11 protein-coding genes and 1 pseudogene are annotated in these 12,590 nt (G+C 71.2%); 4 read left to right on the forward strand and 8 right to left on the reverse strand.

Annotated elements, in window-relative coordinates:
- Both FNH05_RS38145 and FNH05_RS19130 read left to right on the forward strand, forming a co-directional pair.
- A pseudogene (locus FNH05_RS38145) lies at positions 1–620 on the forward strand (cell wall-active antibiotics response protein); the annotation flags it as partial.
- Entirely contained in the window at positions 613–858 is a 246-nt protein-coding gene (locus FNH05_RS19130; RefSeq protein ID WP_144590066.1) for a hypothetical protein, read from the forward strand. The pseudogene FNH05_RS38145 and the gene FNH05_RS19130, both read left to right, overlap by 8 nt.
- Positions 859–942: 84 nt before the next feature.
- Here FNH05_RS19130 and guaA read toward each other — a convergent pair whose 3' ends face one another.
- A complete protein-coding gene (guaA, locus tag FNH05_RS19135; RefSeq protein WP_425458465.1) occupies positions 943–2,526 on the reverse strand; it encodes a glutamine-hydrolyzing GMP synthase in 1,584 nt (527 codons plus the stop codon).
- Positions 2,527–2,627: 101 nt separating this feature from the next.
- Here guaA and FNH05_RS19140 point away from each other — a divergent pair, with 101 nt between their 5' ends.
- Positions 2,628–4,073, forward strand: coding sequence for an aldehyde dehydrogenase family protein (locus FNH05_RS19140; protein WP_144590068.1), 1,446 nt, complete (start codon positions 2,628–2,630; stop codon positions 4,071–4,073).
- Positions 4,074–4,155: 82 nt separating this feature from the next.
- Here the strand turns inward: FNH05_RS19140 and FNH05_RS19145 are convergent, their stop codons facing one another.
- From FNH05_RS19145 to guaB, 3 genes are all read right to left on the reverse strand, one after another.
- Positions 4,156–5,910 (reverse strand): GMC family oxidoreductase, encoded by a 1,755-nt coding sequence (locus FNH05_RS19145; protein WP_144590069.1) that lies wholly within the window; start codon positions 5,908–5,910, stop codon positions 4,156–4,158.
- A gap of 66 nt (positions 5,911–5,976) precedes the next feature.
- Positions 5,977–7,107 carry a GuaB3 family IMP dehydrogenase-related protein gene (locus FNH05_RS19150; RefSeq protein WP_144590070.1) on the reverse strand — a complete coding sequence of 377 codons (1,131 nt, stop codon included), beginning with the start codon at positions 7,105–7,107 and terminating at the stop codon, positions 5,977–5,979.
- A gap of 32 nt (positions 7,108–7,139) precedes the next feature.
- On the reverse strand, positions 7,140–8,642 hold the full coding sequence (gene guaB, locus FNH05_RS19155; RefSeq protein ID WP_144590071.1) for an IMP dehydrogenase: 1,503 nt from the start codon (positions 8,640–8,642) through the stop codon (positions 7,140–7,142).
- Between the two features lie 158 nt (positions 8,643–8,800).
- On the opposite strand from guaB, the gene FNH05_RS19160 reads away from it, so the two are divergent.
- Positions 8,801–9,187: a DUF5319 domain-containing protein gene (locus FNH05_RS19160; RefSeq protein ID WP_144590073.1), complete on the forward strand. Its 387-nt coding sequence runs from the start codon at positions 8,801–8,803 to the stop codon at positions 9,185–9,187.
- A 58-nt stretch (positions 9,188–9,245) separates the two neighbouring features.
- Here FNH05_RS19160 and FNH05_RS19165 read toward each other — a convergent pair whose 3' ends face one another.
- The 4 genes from FNH05_RS19165 to FNH05_RS19180 all read right to left on the reverse strand — a co-directional run bounded on the left by FNH05_RS19165 (position 9,246) and on the right by FNH05_RS19180 (position 12,551).
- Positions 9,246–10,187 (reverse strand): anti-sigma-D factor RsdA, encoded by a 942-nt coding sequence (locus FNH05_RS19165; protein WP_425458466.1) that lies wholly within the window; start codon positions 10,185–10,187, stop codon positions 9,246–9,248.
- A complete protein-coding gene (locus tag FNH05_RS19170) occupies positions 10,188–10,760 on the reverse strand; it encodes a sigma-70 family RNA polymerase sigma factor (RefSeq protein WP_144590072.1) in 573 nt (190 codons plus the stop codon).
- A 217-nt stretch (positions 10,761–10,977) separates the two neighbouring features.
- Positions 10,978–11,574, reverse strand: coding sequence for a response regulator transcription factor (locus tag FNH05_RS19175; protein ID WP_027940930.1), 597 nt, complete (start codon positions 11,572–11,574; stop codon positions 10,978–10,980).
- Positions 11,571–12,551: a hypothetical protein gene (locus FNH05_RS19180; protein WP_246127825.1), complete on the reverse strand. Its 981-nt coding sequence runs from the start codon at positions 12,549–12,551 to the stop codon at positions 11,571–11,573. The genes FNH05_RS19175 and FNH05_RS19180 overlap by 4 nt, the downstream gene beginning before the upstream one ends.
- Positions 12,552–12,590 lie beyond the last annotated feature (39 nt).

Below are 12,590 nucleotides of genomic sequence, written 5' to 3' on the forward strand. Positions count from 1 at the left end.
CGCGCGCACCGCGCCGCCGTTCCAAGGTCGGCATCACCACCTTCGGCATCGCCCTGCTGGTGGCTGGCGCCGGGGTGGCCCTGGGCAGCAGCCACCATTCGTGGTTCTCCGCACAGCACGTCATCGGCCTGGTGCTCGGCGTGCTGGGGGTCGGCCTGGTGGCCGGAGGACTCGTCGGCGGCGGGCGTGGCCTGATCGGCCTGGCCGTTCCGCTGTCCATCGCGGGCATCGTGCTGACCGCGGTGCCGGTGGATGACTACACGGGCGGGTTCGGCAACCTGACGGCGATCCCGCGGACGGCGGCCGAAGTGCAACCGGTGTACCAGCACACCGCCGGGGACGTGGAGATCGACCTCACCAGGCTGCCCGCGGACGTCCCGGTGAGCACCGTCGTCCGCAACGGCGCCGGGCAGACCGTGATCATCGTGCCCCGGACCGCGGACGTGCGCTACACCTGCGAGATCCAGGCGGGCAACGCGGACTGCCTCGGGACCGCAATCGACGGTGTGGCCCGTCCCGCGATCACGGGCTTCGACACCGGGACCGACGGCCCCGGCGGGCTTCAACTGACCCTGCAGGTCAAGCAGGGCGGCGGCAACCTGGAGGTGCGACGTGGCTGAAAACCCCTACCGGTTCGGGGAAGACACCGAACCGGCCACCGAGCGACCGGCCCGCCGGCGGGTGGACCTGTTCGCCCTGATCATCGGAATCGGCACGCTGTTGGTCTCGGCCTACACCCTCACCGACGGCGCCACCTGGCTGCCTCCCGCCAACCTGCGCTGGACCCTCGCCGGCGGCGCGGTCCTGCTGGGAGTCCTGATGCTGGGAGCCTCGCTCCGCGGCGGCCGCCACCGCTGACGGCCCCTCACCCCCACTCATGCCAAAGGGCCCTCCGGTTTTCACCGGAGGGCCCTTCGGCTCAGGCGCGTGCCGAGGAGGGAGCTATTCCCACTCGATGGTGCCGGGGGGCTTGCTGGTCACGTCGAGCACTACGCGGTTGACCTCGGCCACCTCGTTCGTGATCCGGGTGGAGATCCGCTCCAGCACCTCGTAGGGGAGGCGGGTCCAGTCCGCGGTCATCGCGTCCTCGCTGGACACCGGCCGCAGCACCACCGGGTTCCCGTAGGTGCGGCCGTCGCCCTGCACGCCCACGCTGCGGACGTCGGCCAGCAGCACCACCGGGCACTGCCAGATGTCGCGGTCGAGGCCTGCCGCGGTCAGTTCCTCGCGGGCGATCGCGTCGGCCGCGCGCAGCGTCTCCAGCCGGTCGGCGGTCACCTCACCGATGATCCGGATGCCAAGGCCGGGGCCGGGGAACGGCTGCCGGTACACGATCGTCTCCGGCAGGCCCAGCTCCAGGCCGACCCGCCGTACCTCGTCCTTGAACAGCAGTCGCAGCGGCTCGACCAGTTCGAACTGCAGGTCCTCCGGGAGTCCGCCGACGTTGTGGTGGCTCTTGATGTTCGCCGCGTTCGCCCCGCCACCCGACTCGACCACGTCGGGATAGAGCGTGCCCTGCACCAGGAACCGGAAGTCGCCCTGCGCCTTGAGGTCCCGCTCCGCCTGCTCGAACACGCGGATGAACTCGCGGCCGATGATCTTGCGCTTCTGCTCGGGGTCGGTGACGCCCGCCAATGCGCCAAGGAACCGTTCCCGCGCGTCGATGGTGACCAGCCTGACGCCGGTGGCGGCGACGAAGTCGCGCTCGACCTGCGCCCGCTCGCCCGAGCGCAGCAGACCGTGGTCGACGAACACGCAGGTGAGCCGGTCGCCGATGGCACGCTGCACGAGCGCGGCCGCGACCGCGGAGTCGACACCGCCGGACAGGCCGCAGATGGCCCGGCCGTCACCGATCTGCTCGCGGATAGCGGCGATCTGGTCGTTCACGATGGAGGCAGTGGTCCACGCGGGGCGGATACCGGCGATGTCGTGCAGGAACCGCCGCAGCACCTCCTGGCCGTGCGGCGAGTGCAGCACCTCCGGGTGGTACTGGACACCGGCGTAGCGCTCCTCCACGTTCTCGTACGCGGCGACGGGGGCACCCTCGGAAGTCGCGGTGACGAGCGCGCCGGGAGGCGCCTTGGTGACGCTGTCCCCGTGACTCATCCACACCTGGTGCCGCGCGGGCAACTCGCGGTGCAGCGCACCGCCGTCCTCGCACAGCTTGATCTCGGTGCGGCCGTACTCGCGGGCACCGGTGGCCTCGACGGTGCCGCCGAGGGCCTGGGCCAGCACGTGGAAGCCGTAGCAGATACCGAAGATGGGCACCCCGGTCTTGGCCAGCCCGGGATCCATGCCCGGCGCGCCGGGCGAGTACGCACTCGCCGGACCGCCGGAGAGGATGATGGCGGCGGGATCCTTCGCCATGATCTCGTCGACGGTCGCGGTGTGCGGCACGACCTCGGAGTACACCTGGGCCTCCCGCACCCGGCGTGCGATCAGCTGCGCATACTGCGCACCGAAGTCCACCACGATGACCGGACCGTTCCGACTGGGCACCCGCACCTCCTCAGGGGCAACGCTCATTGCTCCTATCGTCCCAGGTGAGCTCCGCCACGCCACCCCCGGCCCGGGACACGGGGCCTCCCTGCGCGAAGGGCCGCTTCCGGCGGCTTACCTTGGTGACCATGGACACGATCACTCCGGAACCCCGGCCCGCCTGGATCGCCGGCAGGCCCGAGCAGGGTGGCGGCACCCTCGAGGTTACCCACCCGTTCGACGGCAGCGAGGTCGCCACGGTCGCGGTGCCCGACGCCGGTCAGGTGGAACGGGCGGTGGCGGCGGCCGCCGCGGTGGCGCCCGCGTTCCGGCGCTCACCCGCGCACGTGCGGGCCGCCGCACTGGACCACGTCTCGCGCGGGCTCGCGGCGCGGGCCGAGGAAATCGCCGAAGTGATCACGGCGGAGAACGGCAAGCCGTACAAATGGGCCGAGGCCGAGGTCCGCCGCGCGATCTCGGTGTTCCGGATCGCCGCCGAGGAGGCGCGCAGGTTCTCCGGGGAACTCCAGCGGCTGGACACCGATCAGGGCGGCGAGAACCGGCTCGCCATGGTCCGCCGGGTGCCGCGGGGCCCCGTGCTGGGCATCGCCCCGTTCAACTTCCCGCTGAACCTGGTCGCGCACAAGGTGGCCCCGGCACTGGCGGTAGGCGCGCCGATCATCGTCAAACCGGCGCCGCGCACTCCCCTGTCGGCACTGGTCCTCGGCGAACTACTGGCCGAGACGGGGCTGCCCGAGGGCGTGTTCTCGGTGCTGCCGCTGGGCAACGCCGAAACCGCCGCACTGGTGGCCGACCCGCGGCTGCCGGTGGTGTCGTTCACCGGTTCCGGTCCCGTCGGCTGGTCGCTGACGGAGGCGGCGCCGCGCAAGCACATCGTCCTGGAGCTGGGCGGCAACGCGGCGGCCGTGGTGCTGGCGGACTGGCCGGACCTGCCGGGCGCGGCGGCGCGGATCGCGACCTTCGGCAACTACCAGGCGGGCCAGTCGTGCATCGCCGTGCAGCGCGTGATCGTCGAGCGCGCGGTCGCGGACGAGTTCGTGCCCGCGCTGCTGGAGGCGGTGCGGGCCCAGCGCACGGGCGACCCGTACGACACGACGGTGGACGTCGGTCCCGTCGTCGACGAGGCCGCGGCGGAACGCATCGTCGCGTGGATCGGCGAGGCGGTGGCGGGCGGGGCGAAGGTGCTGACCGGCGGCACGCGCGAGGGCGCCACCGTCGAGCCGACGTTGCTCACCGACGTGCCCCCGGAGGCGAAGGTCTGGGCCGAAGAGGTGTTCGGCCCGGTGCTCGCGTTGTCCGTTGTGGACAGTGCGGACGAGGCCTTCGCCGCGGTGAACGCCTCGGCCTACGGACTGCAGGCCGGTGTGTTCACCCGGGACGTCCGGCAGGCGTTCCGCGCCTCGGCCGAACTCGAAATGGGCGGCGTGATCATCGGGGACGTTCCGTCGTACCGCGCGGACCAGATGCCCTACGGCGGGGTGAAGGGTTCCGGCGTCGGCCGCGAAGGAGTGCTCGCCGCGATGCACGACCTGACCGAGGAGAAGGTCACCGTCTTCACCGGCATCGACCTCTAGCGCACCGGAGAGGGCTGGGGCTAGCCGTGAAGGGCCCCTTCACGGTCGAATCGACTGTGAAGGGGCCCTTCACGGCACTCCGTCAGGCGCCTTGCTTCCGGGAGGTGGGACGACGGCGTCGGCTCGCGGCCGGCTTGGCGGTGAGCTTCAGCGCGGCCGGTGCGTGGGCGGGGACGGCCGGGGTCTTCGGCGCGACCGCGTCGAGCCTGCGGTAGCCCTCGCCCTGCTCGGGGCGCGGATCCTCCTCGCCCTTGTTCGGCCAGAACGAGAACGCGCGCTCCGCCTGGGCGGCGATGGTGAGCGAGGGGTTGACACCCAGGTTCGCGGTGACCGCGGTTCCATCCACAATGGACAGATTCGGGTAGTGGAACACCCGGTGGTACGGGTCGATCACCCCTTCATCGGCATCGGCTCCGATCGCCGCCCCGCCGATGAAGTGGGCGGTGAGCGGGATGTTGAAGATCTCGCCCCAGGTCCCGCCCGCGATCCCGCCGATGTGCCCGGCGGTGCGCAGGTTCGCCTCGTGCCCCGCCGGGATGAAGGTCGGGTTCGGCTCGCCGTGCCCCTGCCGCGAGGTGTACTTCCGGCGCCCGAACAGCCCGCGCCTGGTATAGGTGGTGATCGAGTTGTCCAGGCTCTGCATCACCAGCAGGATCACCGTCCGCTCGCTCCAGCGGTAGCCGTTGAGCAGCTTCGCGGACTGCACCGGGTGGCGCAGGAGGAAACGCACCGCCTGCAGCCAGCGCGGCACCTCGGAGGACCCGTCGGTCGCGATGGTCTGCAGCAGGCTCATCGCGTTGCTGCCCTTGCCGTAGCGCACCGGCTCGATATGGGTCGAGGGGTCCGGGTGGATGGACGAGGTGATCGCGACGCCCCTGCTGAAGTCACGGTCCGGGTCGACGGTGGGCCGCCCGGCGCCGATGATCGCCTCGGAGTTGGTGCGGGTCAGTTCGCCGAAGCGGCGGGACAGCTTCGGCAGCACACCCTCGTCCCGCATCCGGTGCAGCAGTTGCTGCGTTCCCCAGGTGCCCGCGGCCAGCACGACCTGCCGCGCGGTCAGGGTGTGCCGGAAGCGGCGGCTGGTGGTGCCGGTCTTGCGGATGTCGACCGCGAACGAACCGTCCGGCCTCGGCCGCAGCGCGTCCACGGTGGTCAGCGGGATGACCTTCGCCCCGCCCCGCTCCGCCAGGTACAGGTAGTTCTTGACCAGGGTGTTCTTCGCGCCGACCCGGCAGCCGGTCATGCATGCTCCGCATTCGGTGCAACCGGTACGGGCGGGGCCCGCGCCGCCGAAGTACGGGTCTTCGGCGCGTTCCCCCGGCTGGCCGAAATAGACCCCGACCGGCGTCGGGTGGTAGGTGTCGGCCACGCCGAGGTCGGCGGCGACCTTCTGCATGACCTCGTCGGACGGGGTGACCGTGGGGTTGGTGACCACCCCCAGCATCCGGCTCGCCTGGTCGTAGTGCGGCGCCAGTTCGGCTTCCCAGTCCGTGATGTGGGCCCACTGCCGGTCCTCGTAGAACGGCTTGAGCGGCCGGTACAGCGTGTTCGCGTAGACCAGCGAGCCACCGCCCACCCCGGCCCCGGCGAGCACCATCACGTCTTTGAGCAGATGCACGCGCTGGATGCCGAAGCAACCCAGCGCGGGCGCCCACAGATAGCGCTTGAGATCCCAGGACGTCTTGGCGAACTCGTCGTCGGCGAACCGGCGGCCCGCCTCGATGACGGCCACCCGGTAGCCCTTTTCCGTCAGCCGGAGGGCCGCGACGCTGCCGCCGAAGCCCGAACCGACCACGATGACGTCATAGTCAGCCGCATTGCTGTTACCCGTGGTCACAGCAAAAAGAGTAGCGCCCGCCGGCGCTCCTGACCAGGAGTAAGTTACCGGCGGGTTCGACTACGCTCAGCGACGAACGGTCAGGCCGACCCGCTGGAACTCCTTGAGATCGGAGTAACCGGTCTTGGCCATCGCCCGGCGCAGCGCGCCGAACAGGTTCACCGAGCCTTCGGCGTCCGCGGACGGGCCGAACAGCAGGGTCTTGAGATCCGCCTCGAAGTCCGGGACCGCGGCCACCCGCGAGCGCGGCAGCGACGGATGCGCCGCGGCCGCCGTCCAGTACAGGCCGTGCCCGGGCGCCTCGGCGGCCGCGGCGAGCGGCGCGCCCAGCATCACCGCGTCCGCCCCGCAGGCGATCGCCTTCGCGATGTCGCCGGAGAAGCTCAGGCCACCGTCCGCGAGCACGTGCACATACCGGCCCCCGGTCTCGTCGAGGTAGTCGCGGCGGGCCGCGGCCGCGTCGATGATCGCCGTCGCCATCGGCACCCCGATCCCCAGCACGCGGTCGGTGCTGGTGACGCCCGGCGTGTAGCCGTGGCCCACGATGACCCCGGCGGCCCCGGTGCGCATCAGGTGCATCGCGGTCCGGTAGTCGGCCACCCCGCCCGCGATCACCGGCACGTCCAGGCCGCCGATGAACTCCTTGAGGTTGAGCGAATCCGAATCCCCGGAGACGTGCTCGGCCGAGATGATGGTGCCCTGCACGACCAGGATCTCCACCCCGGCCGCGATCAGGTGCGGGGTCAGCTCGGCGGCGTGCTGCGGGCTGACCCGCGCGGCCACCGTCACGCCCGACTCGCGGATCGTGCGGAGGGCCTCTGCCAGCAGCTCGGGCTGCACCGGAGCGGAGTGGAGGTCCTGCAGCAGGCGCACCAGCGCCGCCGGGTCCTCGCCCTTGGCGGTGTCGGCGAGCTGCCGCATCACCTTCTCCACGTCGGCGTGCCGGGCCCACAGCCCCTCGGCGTTGAGCACGCCGAGCCCACCGAGCCTGCCGATCTCGACCGCGGTCGCGGGCGACACGATCGCGTCCGTGGGATGGGTGACCAGCGGCAGGTCGAAGCGGTAGGCATCGATCTGCCACGCGGTGGAGACCACCGCCGACGAACGCGTCCGGCGCGACGGGACGATCTCCACGTCGTCGAGGTCGTACGCGCGCCGCGCGGTACGTCCCATGCCGATCTCGACCAGATCCCGCACGAGCGGATCCCTTCTCGTTTTGTGTGGCCCGGTCAGCGGGCGGTGTAGTTGGGTGCTTCGACGGTCATCGTGACGTCGTGCGGGTGGCTCTCCTTGAGCCCGGCCGAGGTGATCCGCACCAGCTGCGCCTCCTGCAGCTGGGCGATCGTCTCCGCGCCCGCGTACCCCATGCCCGCGCGAAGACCGCCGACCAGCTGGTGCACGACGTTGACCAGCGAACCCCGGAACGGGATCCGCCCCTCGATGCCCTCCGGCACCAGCTTGTCCTCGGAGAGCACGTCGTCCTGCGCGTAACGGTCCTTCGAGTAGGACTTGCGGCCGTCCCGTGACTGCATGGCCCCGAGCGAGCCCATCCCCCGGTAGGTCTTGAACTGCTTGCCGTTGACCAGGACCAGGTCACCGGGCGATTCCGCGGTGCCCGCCAGCAGACTGCCGAGCATGACACTGGAGGCACCGGCGGTGATCGCCTTGGCGATGTCGCCGGAGTACTGGATGCCACCGTCCCCGATCACCGGGATGCCGGCCGGACGGCACGCCTTGTCCGCCTCGAAGATCGCGGAGATCTGCGGCACGCCGACCCCGGCCACGATGCGGGTGGTGCAGATCGAGCCCGGCCCGACGCCGACCTTCACCGCGTCCGCCCCGGCGTCCACCAGCGCCTGTGCCCCGGCACGGGTCGCCACGTTGCCGCCGACGACGTCGACCGCGTCGCCCAGTTCCTTCTTGAGCGTCGCCACCATGTCGAGCACGGCACGCGAATGCCCGTGCGCGGTGTCCACCATCAGCACGTCGACGCCGGCGTCGGCCAGTGCCATCGCCCGCTGGTGGCCGGACGGGCCGACCCCGACCGCGGCACCGACCACGAGCCTGCCGTCCGGGTCCTTGGTGGCCATCGGGTACTGCTCGGTCTTGACGAAGTCCTTGACGGTGATCAGCCCGCGCAGCTTGCCCGCGCCGTCCACGATCGGCAGCTTCTCGATCTTGTGACGGCGCAGCAGCCCCAGCGCGGCCTCCGCGGTGACACCGACCTGGGCGGTCACCAGCGGCTGCCTGGTCATCACCTCGCTGACCGGGCGGTTGTGGTCCACCTCGAAGCGCATGTCCCGGTTGGTGATGATGCCGACCAGCGCGCCGGAGGCGTCGGTGACCGGGACGCCGGAGATCCGGAACCGCGCGCAGAGCGCGTCGACCTCGGCCAGGGTGTCGTCGGGGGAACAGGTGACCGGGTCGGTCACCATCCCGGCCTCGGACCGCTTGACCACCTCGACAGCGGCGGCCTGCTCCTCGATCGGCATGTTGCGGTGCAGTACGCCCATGCCACCCTGGCGGGCCATCGCGATGGCCATCCTGCCCTCGGTGACGGTGTCCATCGCCGCGGAGATCAGCGGAACGCGGAGGGTGACGTTGCGGGACAGCCGGGTGCTGGTGTCCACCGCGCTGGGCACGACGTCCGACTCGGCCGGCAGCAGCAACACGTCGTCGAAGGTCAGGCCCAGCATCGCGAACTTGTCAGTGGGGTCGAACTCGCTCGTCATGACTGGTTACTGACCTTCCTCGGCATTCGGGAGAGAACCTTCACCCGATGGTATAGGCCGTGACCGGGGTGAAGCCCCAGGCCCGCACGGAAGGTGACGTGAGCGTCTTTGACAAAGGCGCTGGACAGGGCACCACCTCCGAGCGGTACCGTGCCACGGTGCCGCACGACGTGTTGCCTCCGGACCCGTTCGCCGACGACCCCGACGACCCGGCCAAGCAGCTGGCCGACCTCGATGACGACCTGGAAGAACCGATCGAGGGGCAGGCACGCACCGAGCTGCTCGCCGACCTCGCCGATCTGGCGGTCTACCAGGCCCTGCTGGAGCCGCGCGGAGTTCGCGGGATCGTCGTCGACTGCGGGGAATGTGACCAGCCGCACTACCACGACTGGGATCTGCTGCGGGCCAGCCTGGAACAGTTGCTCGCCGACGGCCGGATGCGGCCGCACGAGCCCGCCTACGACCCGGACCCGGCGGACTACGTGAGCTGGGACTACTGCCGCGGCTACGCCGACGGCGTCACCGCGAACGAAAGCGCCTACTGACCTCACTCCGCCCGCCGTGATCGCTCCCGCGGACGGTGTGGCGGTGGTGAGAGGTCGGTTACCCGCCGGTGGCGGCGGCAGGCCCCTGTCCACTCGAGCTGTTCGAGGTGTCGCTGCGCACCGTGCCGCTGCCACTGCCGTTGGTGTTGTTGGTCCCGGCCGCGGAACCCGCCGCGCTGCTGCTCGAGGTCGGTGCGCTCGAGGACGTGCTGGGCGAGGACGTCGGGGTGCTCGACGTCGAAGGCGGCGTCGAAGTCGAAGGCGGGGTGGTCGTGGTGGACGCCGACGAGGACGGGGGCGTCGAGGACGACGGCGGAGGCGTCGAGGACGTGGGCGGCGGCGTGGTGCTGTGCGTCGGGCTCTCCAGCATCCGGGTCAGCTGCTGGTGCTCCTGCATGAGCTGGGCGAGGTTGTCCTCGGCGGAGACCTGGGTCAGCTTGTCCGCCGCCTCGGCCAGCGCCTGCTGTGCCTCGGCGATGCGTCCCTGGGACAGCGCGATGCTCGCCTGCCGCAGGTCGGTGCGGGCGGCCGAAGCGGCCTCGACCGAACGTGCGTGCTCGGCGTAGAGGACCTTGGTCAGGCCCCACAGCGTGTCGCCGGGCTGGGCGTCGCGCGCGGCGACGCTGGTGCCGGTGAAGGCGATGGCGAGCACGGCGGCGGCCGCCGCGACCGGCACGAGCAGACGTCGCTTGCGCACCCGGGCGCCATGGCGCCGCGCGAGTGTGGCGGCCTTCACCGTGGCCACCGCGGTCTCGGTGTCGACCAGTTCGGCCAGCGGTTCGCTGTCGATGTCACGCCGCCAGGCCAGCAGCAGCGCGTTGAGCTCTTCGTCCCCCATGCCGCGGGCGGCCTTCGGGTCGGAGCCGCCGAGCGCGTCCAGCAGGGCGTCGTCTTCGTGCACGGCGGAGAGGTCCGCCTCGAACGCGGTCTGCGACGCGCTCATCGTGTCGTCGTAGGAAAGCTCGCGTCTGACCTCGTCCCGGCTGTCTCGGTTGGTCACTCAGGCCACCTCCTCGGACGCCAGCGCCTTGCGGAGCCGCGCGAGCGCACGGTGCTGGGCGACCCGGACCGCACCCGGCGTCGAGCCGACCGCGTCGGCCGTCTCTTCGGCGGAGAGTCCCACGACCACTCGCAGCACCACGATCTCGCGTTGTTTGTCGGGCAACACACGCAGCAGCTGTGCCATGCGTTCGTTCAGCTCTCCCTGCAGGGCACGCTGCTCGGGACCGATATCGCCCTCGATCTCGTCGGGGATCTCGGCCACCGGCTCGGCGCGGTTGCGGGCGGCGGCCCGGTGGGCATCGGCAACCTTGTGCTGCGCGATTCCGTAGACGAAGGCGAGGAACGGGCGCCCCTGGTCACGGTACGAAGGCAAAGCCGTGAGCACCGCGAGACACACCTCCTGCGCTACGTCGTCTGCCGAAGCGAACGAACGCTCCTGCCTGCCAACCCGGGCACGGCAATACCGCACCACAAGAGGACGGATCGCGGCCAGCAGCCGTTCCACCGCCTGAGGATCTCCCTCGACGGCGGCGACGACCGACTCATCCAGTCCGTCCCCCACATTGGCCATCGCAGACAACAGTCCCAGCGTTACGTGTAGGCGTACAAATGACGGCGCGCGGCAGCTACCCCCCTCGCACCGGTAACGCCCACCGTACCGCCCGGCATCGACGCCGCCTGGGCACGGTCACCTTCGGCGTACCCCGCGGCGCGGGGCGCGCGTGAGTCGCGATCCCAAGGTGTTCAAGGATTCAACGACTGCCGCAGCTTACGGGATGCCGGGGTGGTCAGGAAACCAGGCCTCGCCGGAAACCGTGCGCCACCGCCTGGGCGCGGTCCCGCACGCCGAGCTTGCGGAACAGCCGTCGCGCGTGCGTCTTCACCGTGTCCTCGGACAGGTAGAGCTCGCGGCCGATCTGCCCGTTGCTCTTGCCCTGGCTCATGCCCCGCAGCACCTGGAGCTCGCGCTCGGTGAGCTGGACACCGGGGTCGGCGGGTTGCCGGGGCGCCGGGACGGAGGTGCTGGCCAGTGTGTGCGCCAATGCGGCGACGAGCTCGGGTCGGGAGGCGTCCCAGCGCAGGTAGCCGCGAGCGCCGCCGGCGATCGCGGCCGCGATGCTGCTCGCATCGTCGGGCGCGCCGAAGACGATCACGTTGGCCTGCGGGTTGGCGGACACCAGCCGCCGGGTCGCCTCCACACCGGCCGGCATCGCGCGCTGGGTGCCGACGAGGACTACGTCCACGGGCTGCCGCGAGTACCGGGCCAGGAGCTCGTCACCGTGCGCAACACAGTCGATGCGACTGACGCCGGGAACGGCAGACATCACGCGGGTGAGCCCTTCGCGGACACTGCGTCGGTCGTCGCAGATCAAGACCGTAGTCACGGGGTTTCCTTCCTGCAGCCGGGTGACGTTCCATATCCCCTATCGGACGCTTTTGGCCGAACCTTGACACGATCCGGTGGCTTTTTTTGTGGGATCTTCGCCCGGATGTCGGCATGCGTGTCTTCCTGCACCAACTCAGGGGAAACCGGGATCCAGGGTGACGCAAGAGCCAGCCGCCTCCCCTCCGGATCGGAGCCCAGTAACACTGCGTGCAACACCGCGTCGGCCCGGAACCGATCCTCCCCGCCGTCGAGGCCGAGATCCGCGGCGAGCAGGCGCGCGGGCCAACTCAGCGAGCGTAATGCGAACCGGTCCGCGTCGGCGAGGGCGAGACCGGCCAGATTCAACGCACGTTCCCGGGCCGCCCGCTCCCCCGTGGCCCCCAGTGCGGCCGCCAGGACCAGCCTCGACTTGGTCCGATGCCGGAGCGAACCGGCCTCGAGGGACGCTGCCAGCGCCGCCTCGGCGGGCGCCACGGCGGCGGGGGCGTTTCCCGAGGCGAGCTCGATCTCGGCGGTGACCCAGCCCGCGCGCACGCGCGAGCGCCAGCCCGCCGGTTCGGCCCTGGCCAGCACGCGCCGGGCGACGCCGAGCCTTCCGATGCCTAGGTTGTCGGCGGCCAGACCGAGAAGCGCGTCCGTTCGCGCGCCCGCCGCGTCGAGCCCGTCAGGATCACCGGGGCCGTCCAGCCCCGCGACGAGGCACAACGCGGCGCCGTCCCGTCCGAGTGCGGCGGCGTGGCCGCCCAGTTGGCGGCGGTGAGAGGCGAGGGTGCTCAGCGCGAGCGAGGCGAGCACCGGGTCGGCATCACGTCCCAACTCGTCGAGCAGGGCCGCCGCGGCGGCGTATCGGCCCTGTCCACCGAGAACGATCGCGGCCAGCAGCCGGGCCCGGGGCGGCCCCGAGGCCGCCCGCGCCAGCCGCCCGGCCGGGACCCCGGGAAGATCACCGAAGGCGGCCCGCCGCAGTTCGTCCATCTCCACCGTGCCACGGTACCGGGGCAGGGTGACAGGAAC

This window comes from Amycolatopsis rhizosphaerae (assembly GCF_007713715.1).
In the GTDB taxonomy this organism is placed as follows: domain Bacteria; phylum Actinomycetota; class Actinomycetes; order Mycobacteriales; family Pseudonocardiaceae; genus Amycolatopsis_E; species Amycolatopsis_E rhizosphaerae.